The 18891-nt window shown below is 40.6% G+C and carries 20 protein-coding genes; 12 read left to right on the top strand and 8 right to left on the bottom strand.

Features of this window, described 5'->3' with window-relative positions:
- Nucleotides 1–214: 214 nt before the first annotated feature.
- Entirely contained in the window at nt 215–1003 is a 789-nt protein-coding gene (locus tag CV014_RS12595; protein ID WP_236142343.1) for an SDR family oxidoreductase, read from the top strand.
- A 312-nt stretch (nt 1004–1315) separates the two neighbouring features.
- Here CV014_RS12595 and CV014_RS12600 read toward each other — a convergent pair whose 3' ends face one another.
- From CV014_RS12600 to CV014_RS12610, 3 genes are all read right to left on the bottom strand, one after another.
- Nucleotides 1316–1684, bottom strand: coding sequence for a KGG domain-containing protein (locus CV014_RS12600; RefSeq protein ID WP_236142344.1), 369 nt, complete (start codon nt 1682–1684; stop codon nt 1316–1318).
- 378 nt (nt 1685–2062) lie between these two features.
- Entirely contained in the window at nt 2063–2566 is a 504-nt protein-coding gene (locus tag CV014_RS12605; protein WP_236142345.1) for a phosphate-starvation-inducible PsiE family protein, read from the bottom strand.
- Between the two features lie 264 nt (nt 2567–2830).
- The gene (locus CV014_RS12610) at nt 2831–3376 is read right to left on the bottom strand and encodes an RNA 2'-phosphotransferase (RefSeq protein ID WP_236142346.1); all 546 of its coding nucleotides are present in this window, start codon (nt 3374–3376) and stop codon (nt 2831–2833) included.
- A gap of 292 nt (nt 3377–3668) precedes the next feature.
- Here CV014_RS12610 and CV014_RS12615 point away from each other — a divergent pair, with 292 nt between their 5' ends.
- The 3 genes from CV014_RS12615 (at nt 3669) to CV014_RS12625 (ending at nt 6635) form a co-directional block, all read left to right on the top strand.
- Nucleotides 3669–4286 (top strand): NADPH-dependent FMN reductase, encoded by a 618-nt coding sequence (locus CV014_RS12615; protein ID WP_236142347.1) that lies wholly within the window; start codon nt 3669–3671, stop codon nt 4284–4286.
- Nucleotides 4287–4488: 202 nt separating this feature from the next.
- A complete protein-coding gene (locus CV014_RS12620; RefSeq protein ID WP_236142348.1) occupies nt 4489–5928 on the top strand; it encodes a hypothetical protein in 1440 nt (479 codons plus the stop codon).
- Between the two features lie 158 nt (nt 5929–6086).
- A complete protein-coding gene (locus CV014_RS12625; protein ID WP_236142349.1) occupies nt 6087–6635 on the top strand; it encodes a pyridoxamine 5'-phosphate oxidase family protein in 549 nt (182 codons plus the stop codon).
- 101 nt (nt 6636–6736) lie between these two features.
- Here CV014_RS12625 and CV014_RS12630 read toward each other — a convergent pair whose 3' ends face one another.
- Both CV014_RS12630 and CV014_RS12635 read right to left on the bottom strand, forming a co-directional pair.
- A complete protein-coding gene (locus CV014_RS12630; RefSeq protein WP_236142350.1) occupies nt 6737–7390 on the bottom strand; it encodes a glutathione S-transferase family protein in 654 nt (217 codons plus the stop codon).
- Complete coding sequence (locus CV014_RS12635; protein ID WP_236142351.1) at nt 7362–7670, bottom strand: hypothetical protein; 309 nt, start codon at nt 7668–7670, stop codon at nt 7362–7364. Before CV014_RS12635 ends, CV014_RS12630 begins: the two co-directional genes overlap by 29 nt.
- A gap of 210 nt (nt 7671–7880) precedes the next feature.
- Between CV014_RS12635 and CV014_RS12640 the strand changes: the two genes are divergently transcribed.
- Nucleotides 7881–8771 carry a LysR family transcriptional regulator gene (locus CV014_RS12640; RefSeq protein ID WP_236142352.1) on the top strand — a complete coding sequence of 297 codons (891 nt, stop codon included), beginning with the start codon at nt 7881–7883 and terminating at the stop codon, nt 8769–8771.
- A 529-nt stretch (nt 8772–9300) separates the two neighbouring features.
- Here the strand turns inward: CV014_RS12640 and CV014_RS12645 are convergent.
- The 3 genes from CV014_RS12645 to CV014_RS12655 form a co-directional block, all read right to left on the bottom strand.
- Nucleotides 9301–10251 (bottom strand): AAA family ATPase, encoded by a 951-nt coding sequence (locus tag CV014_RS12645; RefSeq protein WP_236142353.1) that lies wholly within the window; start codon nt 10249–10251, stop codon nt 9301–9303.
- A gap of 367 nt (nt 10252–10618) precedes the next feature.
- The gene (locus tag CV014_RS12650) at nt 10619–11701 is read right to left on the bottom strand and encodes a DUF4350 domain-containing protein (protein ID WP_236142354.1); all 1083 of its coding nucleotides are present in this window, start codon (nt 11699–11701) and stop codon (nt 10619–10621) included.
- On the bottom strand, nt 11698–12309 hold the full coding sequence (locus tag CV014_RS12655; protein WP_236142355.1) for a DUF4129 domain-containing protein: 612 nt from the start codon (nt 12307–12309) through the stop codon (nt 11698–11700). Before CV014_RS12655 ends, CV014_RS12650 begins: the two co-directional genes overlap by 4 nt.
- A gap of 218 nt (nt 12310–12527) precedes the next feature.
- Here CV014_RS12655 and CV014_RS12660 point away from each other — a divergent pair, with 218 nt between their 5' ends.
- From CV014_RS12660 to CV014_RS12690, 7 genes are all read left to right on the top strand, one after another.
- Nucleotides 12528–13175 (top strand): YybH family protein, encoded by a 648-nt coding sequence (locus CV014_RS12660; protein WP_236142356.1) that lies wholly within the window; start codon nt 12528–12530, stop codon nt 13173–13175.
- Nucleotide 13176: 1 nt separating this feature from the next.
- Nucleotides 13177–14472: a glycosyltransferase gene (locus CV014_RS12665; RefSeq protein WP_236142357.1), complete on the top strand. Its 1296-nt coding sequence runs from the start codon at nt 13177–13179 to the stop codon at nt 14470–14472.
- An 8-nt stretch (nt 14473–14480) separates the two neighbouring features.
- Nucleotides 14481–14897 carry a XisH family protein gene (locus tag CV014_RS12670; protein ID WP_236142358.1) on the top strand — a complete coding sequence of 139 codons (417 nt, stop codon included), beginning with the start codon at nt 14481–14483 and terminating at the stop codon, nt 14895–14897.
- Nucleotides 14885–15220 carry a XisI protein gene (locus tag CV014_RS12675; RefSeq protein ID WP_236142359.1) on the top strand — a complete coding sequence of 112 codons (336 nt, stop codon included), beginning with the start codon at nt 14885–14887 and terminating at the stop codon, nt 15218–15220. Before CV014_RS12670 ends, CV014_RS12675 begins: the two co-directional genes overlap by 13 nt.
- Nucleotides 15221–15914: 694 nt before the next feature.
- On the top strand, nt 15915–17510 hold the full coding sequence (locus CV014_RS12680; RefSeq protein WP_442946905.1) for a Mu transposase C-terminal domain-containing protein: 1596 nt from the start codon (nt 15915–15917) through the stop codon (nt 17508–17510).
- 3 nt (nt 17511–17513) lie between these two features.
- Nucleotides 17514–18350: a TniB family NTP-binding protein gene (locus CV014_RS12685; protein ID WP_236142360.1), complete on the top strand. Its 837-nt coding sequence runs from the start codon at nt 17514–17516 to the stop codon at nt 18348–18350.
- Nucleotides 18350–18874 carry a TniQ family protein gene (locus CV014_RS12690; protein WP_236142361.1) on the top strand — a complete coding sequence of 175 codons (525 nt, stop codon included), beginning with the start codon at nt 18350–18352 and terminating at the stop codon, nt 18872–18874. The genes CV014_RS12685 and CV014_RS12690 overlap by 1 nt, the downstream gene beginning before the upstream one ends.
- The last annotated feature ends 17 nt before the right edge of the window (nt 18875–18891 follow it).

Below are 18891 nucleotides of genomic sequence, written 5' to 3' on the forward strand. Positions count from 1 at the left end.
AATTTTTCGGCGTTGCTAAATCAAAGTATGAAATGCAAAAATTATCCTTGTTTTTCTTTGCACCTTTGCGCCTTTGCGCCTTTGCGTGAGCCAATTCATATTCTCAATCAGCAACGCCAATCTATCTTTGTTACTGAGTAAAATTATGCTTTGAACCTAGCACTATTTTGTAAAATCTTCAGAAGGATTTGTATGGTGCTAAAAAGGTATATTTATGGATTTGCAACTCAGTGATAAAGTGGTACTAGTCACGGCAGCCAGTAAAGGTTTAGGTAAAGCTACGGCGTGGCAATTTGCGCGTGAGGGTGCGAAAGTTGTCATTTGTGCGCGTAGTGAATTAATCAATCAGGTTGCACAGGAAATAACCAGCGAAACTAATGCAGAGGTGTTAGGTTTACGTGCAGATGTGACGCAGCAAGCAGATATTGAACGAGTCATTAATGCTACTATTGAAAAATTCGGGGGCTTAGATATCCTGGTGACTAATGCGGGTGGCCCGCCTGCGGGGACTTTTGCTGATACTGATTTAGCAATGTGGGAAGCAGCAGTAAATTTAATGTTGCTAAGTGCAGTCCGCCTAATTAAATGTGCTTTACCTTACCTTAAACAATCTGCAAATCCTGCTATTTTGACTATTACTTCCACCTCCACCAAACAACCAGTACAAAATCTTGTGTTGTCGAATTCTATTAGGTTAGGGGTAATTGGATTAACTAAAACTTTATCTCAAGAATTAGGTAGCGATCGCATCCGTGTCAACAGTATTTTACCAGGATGGACATACACAGAAAGAGTAGATGAATTAATTAACGCTCGTATGGCTAAAACTGGTCAAACAAAAGCCGCAGAAATCGCTCAAATCAACGCCAATATACCTTTAGGACGTATGGGTACACCAGAAGAATTTGCCAATGTTGCGGTTTTTCTCTGCTCACCTGCGGCTTCTTTTGTTAATGGAGTCATGCTACAGGTTGACGGCGGACTGCATAGCGGCACATTTTAAAACAAAACAATGTGAGAGACTTGCTACACCAAGTCTCTCACATTCGTCAATATCAAAGCTGCTGCACGTTCCCAAAGCAACATTTATCAATCAACAGTTAACAGTTAAAAGTCAACCATTAGAACCAGAAGAATTTATACCAATTCTCCAAAATTAGGCAAAAGATGCAAAGCTTTAAACCCAGATAATATCTGAATTTCTGAATTGCGGTAGCGTTCGCGTCTCGTAGAGAAACAGGGCGTTAACCCATTGCAAATTGCGAATTGCAAATTGCGTTAGCGTAGCGGGACGTTAGTCCATTGCGAATTGGTATTACTTATTCTTTTTTGTGTTCTTGTGGCTCTGTCTTCCCGCTTCGGCGTGTTGTTCACTTGTTCCGCCACGGGTTTTAGTTTCCTCTCCACTATCTTCACTAGCTTCGCTATCTTCAGTTTCTTCCTCATCTTTTTTCTTGCGTCCACCACCGTGAGAGTGTTTACCACCTTCACGACCGATTTCAGCCATGTGTTCTCTGTCTTGGCTGACAGTTTCGCCACCTTTGCGTCCGGCTTCTCGCGCTTCTTCAGGGGTAAATTCGTGAGCAGTTCCCTTTTCGTGAGCAGCGTGTCCGCCTTTGCTAGCAATTTCGCGCTGTTTATCTTCATCCATTGAAGCAAAACCGCGTTTGCTTGTGTCTGACATAATTCAACTCCTTGTAGATAGGAGAGTGTATGTTTTATCCAGTACAAATTTTTACTGGTTACGCCTTGAATGTAGCTCAGTCAATTACTTATATTCATTATCCATTGGTGAGAATCATGTCAGGGTAAACTCGTACTTTAGACATATCACCTAAGTGTCTTACTTTCAAAAAGGTGTCGCCAAGGTAGTCGCGTAGTAAGACTATAGAAATCCAATTGGATTTGGAGAAAAAATCTAAGTATGAGTGGTGGCGTGGCAAACCTAAAATGTTGCACTGAAAAATCGATTTTATCCGCATATCCTGCGGGAAGAAAGCTACATCTGCGTTTCATTAAATCCAAAGATAATGCACTACTTTAGCTTTGGCACGCTACCAGATTAATCGGCATTCATAGATATTTCAGATAATAACTCCGTATTATCTGTTAATGTTTCTGGTGTGACAACTCTAACGTGGTCAAAAAAGCGAGATATCCAAGGTAGAGCTACTAGAATCATCGTTAAAACTACTAAAAATATAGAAATACCCAAAATTTGATCACGGGGGATTTCTAATACACCACGCAGAATTACTTCTCGTAAAGCAGAAACTATCGTAATTTCTGCTGCTGCGCCTACAGAAATTTTCTGTGTTTGTAAATAGTCAATTAATAGGCGAAACAACTCAACTAAAATCAAAATAAATAGAATATCAGATGTAACCTCTCGTAAATCTAACGGGCGGATAAATGACAAAAACATATCAACTAAACGGATGAGCATGACGCAAAATAAGCCCACGCACAGCGAAATAATAATAATATCTTGAAAGACTTCTAAATTACTGACAATTCTACCTCGATTAAACCAGGTATTTAACTGAGTAATAATTCTTTCGGGCATATTGTTTCCTATAGATAGCGATTCACACTATCCATGATAGACAAAAATCATCATAAAAATTATTCTATTTACACCATTTTCTATGCTTTTCATAACAAGTTCAATTAGTTATTATTTCTGAAATAGAAAATGTATTAAATTTCACTTTTTAGAAGCAATAAAACTAATTTGCAATGGACTTCTCTCCGAGACGCTAACGCGATTTACAATGGTTTGTTTATACTCAGCACCAGCTAAACGCCGCGCTACCGCTAACAGCACTCATTACTCAGCACTCAAATATTGTGGTGGTACATGATCTACTAACCAAACCCCATTTTCTGAGCAATAAAAGGTAAATCCTGCTTGATACATTGCGATCGCATTAACTACAAAAATCACTGGACGGCCATGTCGCATTCCCACTTTACGGGCAGTTTCTACATCTGTGGATAAATGTACATGATGGCGCGACATCTTGAGCAGTCCAGATTTTAAGATTGCTGGTACGGATTTTTCTCCTGTGCCGTGATATAAGATCTCTGGTGGAATTTGTGGTTGCAGTTGCAACTCTACTTTGACACTGTGTCCCTGATTGGCTCGAATTTTGGTTTTAGTTTCATCAAAGGCGAATCTTTGTTTATCATTATTTACCACAACTTGTTCTAATTCTGTGCGGGAAACGGGAAATTGACGGGCTGCACAAGCATTGAGTAATTCATCAACTGATACCCAACCACCAGGGGCTAAAGTGAGTCCTAGCAGTTCTGGTGTATGTCGTAAATGCTTGCTTAAAAATTTACTGATTTTGGTCTGACGTGCGGCATCCATATGAAAAAATCCATGAAGAGGGCAGGGAGCAGGGGGAAGGAATCCCACATAATAAATGTAAATCTAGGGGCTTGAAATAAGGACGTATTATTTCTGGTGCTGACGCGCTTTGAAATAAATATTTTTATTTTCGAGCATAGATAAATAATGAGCTTGAATCCCTGAATTTCTCCCTTGCTCCCTGCTCCCCTGCCTGTGATATCTGCGGTGATGCTGACTCAATCCTCCAATGAAGTTCTAAAGAAAACCTAAAACTACTACAGGGTTTTCATTTCCTACCTAGATAATGCTGATGAGGTTATTTGCTACTGGAAAACTACGGGTAATTATGGCAGTCACACCGAAAATACTAGCTTTTGCTGGCAGCACTCGTGCAGATTCTTACAACAAAAAATTAGTGAAAATTGCGGCGGCTGGTGCTTCAGCAGCAGGTGCAGAAGTTACCTATATTGATCTACGTGATTTGCCATTACCAATTTTTGACGAAGACTGGGAAGCTGAACAAGGACTACCAGCCAACGCCAGAACATTGAAAGATTTGTTGATTTCTCATCAAGGACTGTTAATTGCTTCCCCAGAATACAACAGTTCACTCACAGCAGTATTGAAAAATGCTATTGACTGGGCTTCTCGTCCCTCGCCCAATGAAGCACCACTAGCAGCATTTGCAGGCAAAGTAGCAGCTATTATGAGTGCTTCGCCTGGTGGGTTGGGTGGTTTGCGCGGTTTAGTGCATCTCAGGGCTATTTTGGGCAATATCAAAGTGTTGGTACTTCCAGATCAAGTAGCGGTACCAACAGCCCACGAAGCATTTAACACTGACGGTTCTTTAAAACAGCCTCACCAACAAGAATCTATTGAAAAATTGGGCGAAAATTTAGCAAACATCCTATTTAAGCTCAATTCTTAAAACAGGACTATTTCCAACCCAGCGATCGCGCTTTAGTTGTATACGTATAGTGATAAATGTTACTCAACAAAAATGCTTGAAACCTTAATTTTAAAAATATGTAACAATTTAGACAATATCACTAGTAGGCAACGAATCAAAGCGCGAGTATAAAAGAGAAACAAGACATAACACTCGCACTGTAGATTGACAGAGAAAGAACATGGCCAGCCGCTACTCTCCTGAAGACAATCAGCCAATTGTTGATTTAACTAACGATGTGGCCTCTGAATCTCAACTACCCAAAAACAAGAGGATGAAATTGTCTTCAATGATAGCGATCGCTATTTTACTAACCGGTGCGGGGTTAGTTCTCTCAGCTACCTGGATAGGTGTGCTGTTAATTTTCAATCCTGAACAGGTGGGTTGGCTAAATAACTTCTTACCAAAATGGGCGCAACTACCCCTGAGTTACACTGGAAACCCGCAAACCCTCCAGCAAATCAAGGATAGTATCAGTGACCAACAACAAATAGCTGGTGAAACTATAGCTTTAGATGCGGCTGAAAACTCATTTCTTCTGCCAGTGCTGCGTCAGCGTCCCAACTGTCAGTCTAATTGTCAAGAAGTAGTAGAATTGCGGGTTTATAAGTTAGAGGACTTACAATACAAAACCCAGCCAGAAAGGTTTTATCGTCTCACGGATAATCTATCCATTGCTGGTACAGAAGAATCCTTTGCCCTTGCACCCTTAGTTGATACCGCATCAGAAAATCAAGATGTTAGTAACGCTCTACCCTTAACAGAAATCAAACCCTTGGAAGGCGAAACATCAACGCCAGGATTTTGGATTTATTTGCGGGGTGAACGTCAACAAGGCACTCATGCGATCGCCTATGGTCAAGTTATCTATTACAATCCAGACCGGGCTAACCTCCAGCATATGGTGTCTTGGACAAGTCCCAACGGTCAACTACCTAAATGGCAACAAGTCACTGGTGATAGTGCCAAAGAACTAGTTATTGATCAAACAGTCGGCTTAGAACCACAATTGCAGGTGTATCAAATCAAAGCCATTAGGTTATATCTTAAACCCATACAACTAGAAGCCATTAACCTCCAACCAGGCGCCATCAAAGATCAAGCTTTCCAAGATGCCTTAATTGTTGCCCGTAGCGGCCTATGGACGCCAGCCTCAGAAAAGTTACAACTCATCAAAAAACAGCGTCGAGGAAGTTTACCAGCCACAGCACAAGCCCAATTAGATTTAATTCGTCTCCACTCCCAACTGACTAAAACCCAAGCCGATAAAACTTGGGCTTCTCCCAGCCAACAAGTGCTAGCAGATTTAATTGATGGTCGATGGGAAAAAGCCTTACAAGTATTACAAGAATCACCACAAAATGCCCAAGAAATTGCCACCCTCCTCAAAGCTGACAAAGGACGCTTGTGGAAGCGCGTCATAGCAGCCCTCAAAGCCAACCCCAATCAGCCAGAAATTCAAACTTGGGGCGCGCTTATATTAGCAGTTCAACAGGGAGAAGAACAGGCAAATGCTTGGTTAGAGCAACAACCAACTATGAAAACAGCCACACTCAATAATATTCAAAGCCTACTTAAACAGATCAATCCCAGAGTTGTCACCACTCAAACTACTCCATAGGGTTAGGCAGGGGGGCAGGGTGCAGAGGGAAAGAGAGTTTCATTAGCCTTCGGTGCGTAAGTCCAGGCTTTTAATCCAAAATCCAAAACTTGTACTGAGCTTGTCGAAGTATCTAAAATCTAAAATTGAAATTAATTCCCACATTCTAAACCCAGTCTATGGCTAAAGTTTTTGATTGCATTACCCCACAATTGCAAGACTTTATTGCAGCCCAAAAATTATTTTTTGTCGCTTCTGCTCCCTTAAGTCCTGATGGTCATGTGAATTTATCACCCAAAGGATTAGATTGTTTGCGTTTGCTTTCTCCCCATCAGGTAGCTTATCTAGATTTGACCGGCAGTGGTAACGAAACATCAGCGCATTTAGAAGAAAATGGGCGGATTACTTTGATGTTTTGTGCTTTTGAAGAACCGCCTTGCATATTACGTCTTTACGGACGAGGCAAGACAATCGTACCCAATTCACCTGATTGGAACTCTTTATACTCTTTGTTTCCTCCAATTCCTGGTACGCGTCAAATTATTGTAATTGATGTGGAACGTGTGCAGACATCTTGTGGTTTTGGTGTACCACTCTACGAATATCAAGGTCAACGCCAAACTCTAGTGACTTGGGCAGAGAAAAAGGGAGAAGAGGGCGTTAAAGAGTATCAACAAAAGAAAAATCTTGTCAGTATTGATGGACTAGCTACTCCTTTGAGTCAATAGTCAATAGTTAATAGTCATTAGTCATTACCTATTACTCAACACTCAACACTCAACACTCATTACTCAGCACTCAGCACTCAGCACTCATTACTCCACTAACACTACTTTTCGTAATGAGGAATGACTTCTGTTTCATTTTTGGCGGCTTGTATCCACTCTTGCATTGCTGGGATTGCTAAAATTGTCTCTACATAGGCTTGAGAAATAGGATCTAGCTGGACATCGTAAGTTACGAATCGTAAGACAACAGGAGCAAAGAAAGCATCTGCAATGGTGAATTGACTAAATAAAAAATTACCCTCAAGTCCAAATTTTCGGCGTGTTTCTTGCCAAATAGCCATAATCCTGTCAATATCTTGTTGTACGTTAGGCGTTAAGCCTTTGCCTGGATATTTAGCACGGCAGTTCATGGGCATATTTTGGCGGAGATGCAGAAATCCTGAGTGCATTTCTGCACTGATGGAACGAGCAAATGCTCTTGCTGTTTGATCACTTGGCCACCAATGCAAGGTGGGAAATGTTTCAGCTAAATATTCACAAATCGCTAGAGAATCCCACACGGTTTGATGATTATGTAGCAGTACAGGAACTTTGGCTGAGGGTGAATATTGGCGAATTTTGTCCCCAAAGTCGGGATTACTCAGCATAATCTGAGTTTCTTGAAACTCTAACCCTAGTTGCTTCATCGCTAACCAAGGACGGAGTGACCAAGATGAATAATTCTTATTACCAATTACTAGATTTAGTTCTGTCATATGCTTGGTATCTATAAATCTGTTCAATCCACATCCGTACATCAACTTCTGAACCTGATGCAAAAGAATGGCCTGTTATTTGGTCGTATGCTTGCCAGTATTTGTTACCTTGACGGTCAACTTTTTGGTTAACCTGAATTTCATTGGCATCTGATAGCAAAATTTTTAGTAGTTTTTGCCAAATTGTTTGTATAAATTCTCTACCGAAATTATGCTTAAAGCCGATTTTATTGGGCGTTTCTCTGCCTTTAGATTGTAGACACTTAATATTATCTTGCATAAGATTATTCCTGGTTATCTTGGAATAGATATCACTTTAACAATGCCTGAATTTATAATCAAATCATGACTTGTATAGTTTCCATAAATGGCGTTTATAGAAATTTCCAGGTGTCAAAATAAAAGGTAGAGAACAGCGTAAAATTTTCTTAAATTATTCGGAATCAAGCACTAAGTAAATTACTGTATAAATTAACCTTATCTATTGTCCATGAAAATTTCCCAACTTCGCGCCGTAGTTGCAGTAGCGGAGCGCGGTAATTTTAGTGAAGCAGCGTTAGAATTACAGCTTACCCAACCGGCGATTAGTCATGCGATCGCGACTTTAGAAGATGAATTAGGTGTACCCTTATTTGCTAGGGGTCGTTATGGTGCCGTTTTGACACCTGCGGGAGAGCGAATCTTATATCATGCGCGTCAGGCTATACAGCATCTAGAAATGATGCAACAAGAAGCCAACCTGCACAGAGGTTTACATGGTGGTCATGTGCGGATAGCCTCCTTTCGGAGTGTAGCAACTCACTTATTACCAAAAGCGATCGCGCAGTTTCATGAACATTTCCCAGACGTAGCTGTTACTATTATCGAGGGTCTTTCTTACTTAGAAGTAGAACAATGTTTACGTGAAGGGCGTGCTGAATTAGGTATTACTTATATACCTACCAGCGATGAATTTGAAGCTTGGGAAATCTTCCGTGATGAGTATGTGGCATTACTTCCACCCAAAGCAAAAATTAGCGGTTCTAAAATGACTTGGGAAGATATCAACGCATATTCTCCAGTCATCCTGGCTTGCTTACCCTGCGGACGAACCTTACATCATCACTTCAAGCAAGAAGCACCCTTCATCAATACCACCAGCCACATTCAAGAAGACTCGACTATCGTTAGTTTAGTTAACCAAGGATTAAGCGCAGCCATTCTACCTCGTCTAGCTGCCGTTCCCATTCCTCCCAACGTACAAGTTTATAGCTTACCTCAGCCATTAGAAAGAGTCATAGGAGTCGCTGTTTTATCTCATTCTTTACATATTCCAGCAGTGTTTAAATTTCTGGAAATGCTCAAAGAATTCGACTTTTATCGGTTAGCTAAATTTAATTAGGGACTTCCAAATAAAAAATATACAATTGCTGTGTTGAGCAGGGGGCAGGGGGCAGGGCGCAGGGGGAAAAATCAAAATATTCTCTCTGGGAAATTGGATAATTTATTTTCTGGAAGTCCCTTAATTTGTTCAGTTAGGGAATAGGACACAGGGAACGGGGAATAGGAAGAAAAAATGTAAATATGATGTCTCCGGATGACAATTTTCAATCCAAAATCCGTCTTGAAAAGTTGAGCCACTGCGTTGGTGTTAGCGTAGCGTTAGCGACGTAGGAGCGTCGGCAGTTGCTCATGGGGGTTTCCCCCATGAGCAACTGCCGTGCATAGTGTCCCGGCTTGTAGCAAGTGGCGTTCCTACGGCGGGAAACCCGCCTACAGAACTTTCCGCAAAATCCAAAATTAATACTAAGCTGTTACACCTATAAAGTTGCCTAAGTCCCGTTAGTCGATAAAAGCTGTAAACTCTCTCCCTTGCTCCCTGCCCCCTGCCCTCTTGCGAATATTAATATACAAATTAAAAGTACAATAGCTTATCTGGGTACTGCTACTTGATTCATTACTGAAGCAATTACAGAATCAATTTGTAAGCCATCTAGCATGGCTTCCGGCTTGAGAATCAAACGATGGCGCAATAGCGGTGATGCAACAGCTTTGATATCATCGGGAGTCACAAAATCCCTTCCAGCTAGCCAAGCCGCCGCTTGAGCAGTCTGCAACCAAGCACCAGCCGCACGGGGAGACGCACCCAAAGCTAAATCAACCGCTTGACGGGATGCTCTCACCAACGCCAACAAATAATCAATAATTGCTTCTGATACCTTGACATTTTTAACTGCCTGTCGCGCCTGTAAAATTTCCTCTACCGTTGTCACTGGCTGCAAACTACTAATTTCTAAACGTTTCCCCGCAAAACCAGCTTGACGATTTAACAACATTTGTTTTTCGGCAGTTTGGTCGGGATAATCAACCACAAGTTTGAATAAAAATCGGTCTAGTTGTGCTTCTGGTAAAGGATATGTCCCCTCAAATTCTAGGGGGTTTTGTGTGGCAATTACCCAAAATAAACTCGGTAATGGCAAACTTTCACCATCTAAGGTGACTTGCATCTCTTCCATCGCTTCTAGTAAAGCGGCTTGAGTCTTGGGAGGAGTACGGTTAATTTCGTCAGCCAGTAAAACTTCTGTGAAAACTGGCCCTTTTTTTAACGTGAAACTGCGACTGTTTAAGTCAAAAATATTTGTCCCTGTAATATCTGAAGGTAAGACATCTGGTGTTAATTGCACTCGGCGGAATTCTGCTTGGATAAGTTGCGCTAAGACTTTGACGAGGAGAGTTTTACCAATTCCCGGCACACCTTCTAAAATGATGTGTCCACCTGATAGGAGTGCGATGAGTATCTGTTGTACTAGGCTGGCTTGTCCGACGACGATTTGGTTGAGTTTTTCGCCAAGGTGAATTAAGACTGGACGGGTTTCGCTCATAAGTTTTAGTAAAGAAAGGGGGAGGAAAAAAGCAGGGGGGCAGGGGGCAGGGGAGCAGGGGGAAAACTACCCTGATCTTTTTCGTAAACCAAAATCCAAAAATGGCAGTTTCAATTATGGCTGCTGTCAAGTCAGTATATGCCCTAACTTTGCATAAATTATGACTTGAAATCCCACAAAAAATCTTTCTTCACCATCACCAGTCCCAAGTCAGTATATTTTAGGAATTATAGCGAGACGGGGGAATGGGGCATTGGGCATTGGGCATTGGGCATGGGAGACAAGGCAGACAAGGTAGACAAGGGAGGGAGAAAATCACTAATGACTAATGACTAATGACTAATGACTAATGACTAATGACTATTGACTATTGACTATTCCTCAACATTCGCCATTTTGCTAGCCAGGTAAATAATTCTCGCTGGCTGATGCGGCGTTTGCGTGCTTGCAATTTTAAGACTGTGTCTAATTCTGCTGGGCTTTTACCTGTTTTTTCAACCCATAGGTTGAGTAAGGTTTGGTGTTCTAGTGGGACTGAACCTAAACCTAAAGCTTTTTGGAGTTGTAATTGTTCTTCTTTCCCGACCATTTCGACTACAAAGTCGCTAGATTCGGCTTTTTGTAAGATTCCTGCTAAAGCTTGAATGTATGCTTCACTGTTATCTATGACTGGTGTTTCTAGGGGGACTGGTTGACCTAAACGGCGATTTTGTGACCAAATTAAAACTAATAGCACCATCCCTGTTTGTATCAATAGGGCTAATAGTGGAGTTTGCGCTAGATAGTCAATGAGGGTTCCTTGACTTTCTGCATCTTTGATATCCTCATCTTTATAGCCGTGGATATATTCGTCTACAAATATTTGATTACTTTTCTGTTGTACTAAGCTGGCTAGATATTTAAAATTATCTATTTCGTCTTGGTAAGCGTTGGCGGCTATATAGGGAGTTACAGAAAAAAATACTTTGCCTTTTTCCTGTGTTTCGTGCCACACTACCGCGCCAAACTGATCACCTAAAGAAATTTGGTTTTTCTGCACTTTGATATTGCGTCTACGTGTAGCAATAGCTACTCTGCCATCGGGTGATGTTTGCCAAGTATAAAAGGGGGATGGACTAACGCGCGATCGCACTCCTAAAATTACTAAGTTATTGCCTTTATCTAGCCATGCTTCTTCATCTGGTAATAAATCTGCTGGTCTGAGGGAACTTTGGATTCTCAGTAGGGTGGCTGGTTTTTGGGGTTTGAGCTTTTCTAGGGGTTTTTGCCAACGTTGGATAGGAATTCCCCGATCCTGCATATAAGCGTACCAAGCTCCGTAGCCGTTGGGAGCGCGATTATAAGTTGAACCTATGTAAAGTTGAGTGCTGGGAGCAGCGAAAAAACTTAAAATGATGATGACGATAATAGCGATCGCACCTAACCAAACATTACGTTTTGATTTTTTCATTTTTCTGTAATCTCCCGATAGGCTTGGCGACACTGTTGATAATTTTCTTCTACCATCTGAGCATTACCAAAACACAATTGCTCGTGAGTGGTAATTAAGGTTTCGTAGGGTTGGAGGGGAGTTTGATTGCCCAGTTTTAGTAGTTGCAGATATTCGGCATCGGTGCGACTATATTGATGTGGGAGAATTTTTGTATCATGCAAGTGTTGCAAAACCGCTAAATAAAGGCAACGACAAGCCTCACGGTAGTTTCCTTGACGATATAATTGTTGCGATCGCTCTAATAAAGTTGTGACAGAGACGTTTTCTGGAGATGCTTTTGATTTAGCATTCCCCCCATTGCCGTTATTTGCTAGCCACGCATATATATAAGGCTGGAATTCTCGCCATAAACGCAAAATTACTACAGCCACAAATAAAATTACAACTAACCAAAATAAAAAAGTTAACAAGTTAGTCACCCAAGGACTAAGTTTCCAATCTGGGGATATTTCTGGTAAAACATTATCGAAGCGGTAAAGCTCATATTCTACCGCTTCTCCAATTCTTTGACGAGATAGGGACAGTTGCCAATCCCAGCTAGTTTTTGCAAAATCTTCTGTAGACATAAAAAATAAACAACAATTGCAATGTTAAATCGTGTTATGGGAGATGGATGTTAATGATTAGTTGTAACAAAATGAAAACTACTTTTGTCAGGTAATTAAGTTTTCCATGCAATTTGACAGAACTTAATACTTATTTGACGAATTTAGAGTTTAAAATCCATCATGTTGACGACCGTAAAAAATCACCCATAAGTGTAACTCAAAGTAGAGGTTTTTACATGACGCAACAGAAATGGGCAAATAAATGCACTCAGCTACTTTGCAGTATTCTGCTAGTGCTAGGAATTTGGTGTTTACCCCAAGCGGCTTTAGCAGATAACCAACAGGAAATTAATTCAATTTTACAGACGCGAGAAATCGCCCTAGAAGCCATTAATAACCGTGATTTTTCTAAAGTTCAACCATACTTACACCCCAGCTTTACGATTACTACAGTTGACAACCAAGTTTTTCACAAAGTACCTGAATTTGAAAAGTATTGGAATCAGCAATTTTCTAGTAACATCCAAAATATCAAAATGAATCTCACAGGCGATACAGTAAGGACGTTTCTATCACCAGAAATAGTTGTTTCATCTGGAGAAGCACTTGCGACTTTTGCTTTTAAAGATGGTAAAGCCGCAGATATGGGGATGCGTTGGACGGCTGTGTTGCAAAAACTCCAAGATAAATGGACTATTCAATCGTTGCATTTCTCCTCTAACCTCTTAGATAATCCAGTCTTAAATGAAACTAAAAGACTAGTATGGACTACAATTATTGCCTCAGCAGTAGGTGGTTTCCTGATCACAATGTTAGTATTACGTCGTCAGCAAAAGAAAGAACCAGATCAGCCCAGCCAAGAACCACAAGTGCAGAATAAATAGCATGGGAAACACCAATCAGCCAATTTCTACTCGCCGATTTCAGGCTACCTTAGTAGTATTGCTGATTTGGGTTGTTGTCAGTTTACTACACTGGCGACCGGAAACACGGTGGTTCATGGTGGGACTAACGGCGGTTTTTAGTATCCAAGCCATCAGAATGCTGATGGCTAAACCAACCGCACCAGTTATTACCAGTCTTGCTGAACCACCAAAAGTCTCAATTTTAGTTCCGGCGAAAAATGAAAGTGCTGTCTTGAGTGCTTTAGTTTACAACTTATACCAATTAGATTATCCTAGCGATCGCCTGGATATTTGGATTATTAACGATGGTAGTACCGATGCTACTCCTGAGATATTAAGCCAATTACAAACTCAATTTCCCACACTCCAAGTTTATAGACGAGAATCACAAGGTGGAAAATCAGGGGCGTTAAATGCAGTTTTTCCCCACACTCAAGGAGAAATCATCTTAATTTGTGATGCTGATGCTTTGCTACCTGTGAATTTTCTACAACAAACAGCCCCATTATTCCACAAACCAAATATTGGTGCAGTACAAGTGCGAAAAGCAATTACTAATGCAGATATCAATTTTTTGACTCGTTGTCAGCAAATGGAAATGTGTTGTGATAGCTTTTTGCAAACCCATCGCTTGGCTGTAGGCGGAATGTCTGAGTTACGGGGGAATGGGATGTTAGTCAGGCGAGATATATTAGAAAAGTGTCAAGGATGGAATGAGAATAGTATTACAGATGACTTAGATTTGTGTTTTAAAATTTATTTAGCTGGTGCTGAAATTGAGTTTTTGTCTACTATAAGTATTCAAGAAGAGGGTGTAACTAATTGGCAAAATCTTTGGTTTCAACGTCGTCGCTGGGCTGAGGGTGGTTATCAGCGTTACTTTGATTATTTCCCGCAAATTTTCGCTTTGGGTTGGATAAAAGAAATTGATTTGATTTTATTTTTCCTCTTGCAATTTCTCCTCCCTATAGGACTAATTCCTGATTTATTGTGGACAATATTTTATAGAGATAGCCCAGTTTTATTACCACTACAAACTATATTAAGTATTATTTTAACAGTAGCTTTCATAGCTGGACTTTATCAACATCAAAATTTACGTGGTTGGCGTTTACTATGGGCAACAATTCAAGGTTCTATTTATATGGTGCATTGGATTCCGGTAATGATTGTCACCACTTTTAAGATATGTGTACAGAGTAGGCGATCGCCTTGGGTAAAAACTGAGCATCTGGGGTGCAATAATACTAATTTCCATAGAGAAAACAAAGTATAATTATTATTATGCCTGCAAAAGACATCTATCACAATGCAGTTAAAAATGCCTTAATTCAAGAAGGATGGATAATTACAGATGATCCCTTACATTTAAAATGGGGTCAAAAAGATATGTATGTCGATTTAGGAGCAAAACAACTTTTAGCAGCCGAACAAGGAACTAGAAAAATAGCCGTCGAAATTAAAAGTTTTGTCAGTCCTTCAGAAATAGCAGACCTCAAAGATGCGCTTGGTGGATTTGTTATGTATCGTGCTGTCATCAATCGCCTAGAACCTGAGAGATTATTATATTTAGGAGTGCGTGACAGTGTATTCACCGCGTTATTTGAAGAACCAATTGGTACACTTTTAATAGAAACAGAAAATCTCAATCTACTTGTCTTCAATCCTGATACTGAGAGGATTATCAAATGGATACCTTAGATAACTACCGTCACATAATCAAAGCTGTTTTAATACCTTATACACGAATTCCTTATTCTTATGCAGCTATTGAATGCAAAACTGTATTTGATTGTGAAAATGACAGTTATTTGCTGATCACTATTGGTTGGGATGGTGTGAAAAGAATTCACGGTTGCTTAGTTCATATTGACATTATTGATGGCAAAGTTTGGGTACAAAGAGATGATACTGAAGATGGTGTTACTTATGAATTAGAGGCGGCTGGTATTCCTAAAGATAAAATTGTCTTAGGATTTCACCCACAAAATGTTAGGCAATACACAGGATATGGTATTACATAAATTTAGTACATGAAAATTAAAGGTTTTGGACAACGTTTGATAGCAATGATTTTATTAATTGGGCGTTGCATAATAAATACAAGGACATACTTGTAATAGATAGATACTCAGTAGAGGTACAATACCAACAAACCGCAAATCGAAAAAAGTTTTTAAGTGAGTTGAAAGGATAGAGCAACAGATTCTTTTATTTGGAAAGATTGACTTTTGCTCTCAATATTAAATAAATACTGATGAGTTGCTGCATAACAAAGATTTCTGCCATACTTCAACATACGGCAGAAAATTGATTTTGTACATTAACTAATTGTTTGTCATTTTAACAAATTATTGTCACAAAAGACTTAAATATTGAAAAGCCTGTCATACCAACTATTATGGCAGGTTTTTTGTCATTATGTCTCATTCAACCGCCACTAAAATTATTTAACACACTAAATGTCAAAAAACAGATTTTTCACAAATTAGCTGTCACTTTGCTTAAGCAAGTGAAACTAATGCTTGTAGAAAAAATTAACAAATTAATTGTCACAATTAACAGTACAATACAACTATGTTCTAATAAAACAATAATATGCAGGATTACAACTCTTTTACCTCACCTGCAATAAAAGAAACTGCCTCAGACACAAGCAAAAATATCGCTGAAACAAATGTCATCTTGTCTGAGCTTTCGGATGAAGCAAAGTTAAAAATGCAGGTAATTCAAAGTCTGCTAGAAGCAGGCGATCGCGCTACCTATGCTCAAAGGCTCAAAGAAGCCGCAGAAAAGCTGGGTAAGTCAGTCCGAACAGTACGCCGACTGATAGATAAATGGGAACAGGAAGGCTTAGTGGGTCTAGCACAAACCGAACGTGCTGATAAAGGCAAGTACCGAGTTGATGAAGACTGGCAAGAATTTATTTTAAAGACGTATAAGGAAGGTAATAAAGGAAGTAAGCGCATGACTCGCCAGCAAGTAGCCGTCAGGGTGAAAGCTAGAGCAGATGAGCTAGGTGTCAAACCTCCTTCTCACATGACTGTGTACCGTATTCTCGAACCTGTGATTGAAAAACAGGAGAAAGCAAAAAGTATTCGCTCTCCTGGTTGGCGAGGTTCTCGTTTATCAGTTAAAACCCGTGACGGAAAGGATTTAACAGTAGAGTACAGTAATCAAGTTTGGCAATGTGACCATACCCGTGTGGATGTGTTGTTAGTAGATCAACATGGGGAAATTTTAGGTCGTCCTTGGTTAACCACAGTCATAGATAGTTATTCTCGCTGCATTGTGGGTATTAATCTTGGCTATGATGCTCCCAGTTCTCAGGTAGTCGCTTTGGCGTTACGTCATGCAATTTTGCCAAAGCAATATGGACAAGAATACGGGCTTCATGAAGAGTGGGGAACCTACGGTAAACCGCAACATTTTTACACTGATGGCGGTAAAGATTTTCGCTCTAACCATTTGCAACAGATAGGTGTGCAGTTGGGATTTGTCTGCCATTTACGCGATCGCCCCAGTGAAGGCGGTATTGTTGAGCGTCCTTTCAAAACATTTAACACCGAATTATTCTCAACTTTGCCAGGATATACAGGGTCAAATGTACAAGAACGTCCAGAAGACGCAGAGAAGGAAGCTTGTTTAACTTTACGGCAACTAGAGCAAAGGTTAGTAGCTTACATTGTCAATAACTATAACCAAAGAATTGATGCTCGCATGGGTGAGCAAACCAGATTTCAGCGTTGGGAATCTGGCTTGATAGTAGCACCTGATACCTTTTCAGAAAGAGATTTGGATATCTGCTTAATGAAGCAAACACGCAGAATGATTCAAAGAGGAGGCTACTTACAATTTGAAAATTTGATGTACAAAGGTGAACATTTAGCAGGTTACGCAGGAGAAAGCGTTGTACTGCGATATGACCCTAGAGATATCACTACTATTTTGGTTTATAACCACAAGGGTAATAAAGAAGAATTTCTAGCCCGTGCTTATGCTCAAGATTTGGAGACAGAGGAATTGTCTGTGGATGAAGCAAAAGCTATGAGTCGCCGGATTCGGCAAGCAGGTAAAGCTATTAGCAATCGTTCTATTTTGGCAGAGGTGCGCGATCGCGAAACCTTCGTAAACCAAAAGAAAACCAAGAAGGAACGCCAAAAAGCAGAACAGGTTGTAGTTCAAAAGGCTAAAAAACCTGTGCCTGTTGAACCAGAGGAAGAAATTGAAGTGGCATCTGTTGAGAGTGAACCAGAATACCAGATGCCGGAAGTGTTCGATTACGAACAAATGCGTGAAGATTACGGGTGGTAGAAAATGACTTCAAAACAGGCTCAAGCTGTTGCCCAACAATTGGGTGATTTTCCGGTAAATGACGAAAAAATACAAGCAGAAATTCAACGATTGAACCGGAAGAGTTTTATTCCCCTAGAACAAGTGCAAATGCTCCATGATTGGTTAGATGGGAAGCGACAATCACGGCAGTCTGGTCGAGTGGTGGGGGAGTCAAGAACAGGTAAAACTATGGGTTGTGATGCCTACAGATTACGCCATAAACCAAAGCAAGAACCAGGACGACCTCCAACTGTTCCTGTTGCTTATATTCAAATCCCGCAAGAATGCGGTGCAAAAGAATTGTTTGGAGTCATCCTTGAACATTTGAAGTATCAAATGACAAAGGGAACGGTAGCCGAAATCAGGGACAGAACGCTACGAGTTCTTAAGGGGTGTGGAGTGGAAATGCTGATTATTGATGAGGCTGACCGCTTGAAACCCAAGACCTTTGCTGAGGTGCGGGACATTTTTGACAAATTAGAAATAGCAGTGATTTTGGTAGGAACTGACCGCTTAGATGCAGTAATTAAGCGGGATGAACAAGTTTACAACCGTTTTCGGGCTTGTCATCGATTTGGTAAGTTTTCTGGGGATGAGTTTAAGAGAATAGTAGACATTTGGGAAAAGAGGGTTTTGCAGTTGCCAGTGGCTTCCAATCTTGCCAGTAAGACTATGCTGAAGACTTTAGGTGAGGCAACGGGGGGTTATATTGGTTTGCTCGACATGATTCTCAGAGAATCAGCTATCAGAGCATTAAAGAAAGGATTACAGAAGGTGGATTTGGCAACTCTGAAGGAAGTAGCAGCAGAGTACAAATAATGGAAGTTCCAAACATTCAACCTTGGCTGTTTCAAATCGAACCTTTAGAGGGAGAAAGTATCAGCCACTTTTTAGGACGCTTTCGACGGGCAAATGATTTAACGCCTACTGGGTTAGGTAAAGCAGCAGGACTTGGGGGTGCGATGCCTGCGGCGGGCGGAGCCATCGCTCGATGGGAAAAATTTCGGTTTAATCCCCCACCATCTCGCCAGCAGTTGGAGGCTTTGGCTAAGGTTGTGGGGGTTGATGCCGATAGGTTAGCGCAAATGTTACCACCTGCTGGGGTGGGTATGAAAATTGAGCCAATTCGGTTATGTGCTGCTTGTTATGCCGAGTCGCCATGTCACAAAATTGAGTGGCAATTTAAGGTAACGCAAGGGTGTGTGAACCATAACTTAACTTTGCTATCAGAATGTCCCAATTGTGGGGCTAGATTTAAGATTCCTGCGTTATGGTCTAATGGCTGGTGTCAAAGGTGTTTTACAACTTTTGCAGAAATGGTAGAACATCAAAAGACAATTTAGGATACTGAGAGCGATCG

The sequence above is a fragment of the Nostoc sp. CMAA1605 genome (genome assembly GCF_021596505.1).
Lineage (GTDB): Bacteria > Cyanobacteriota > Cyanobacteriia > Cyanobacteriales > Nostocaceae > Trichormus.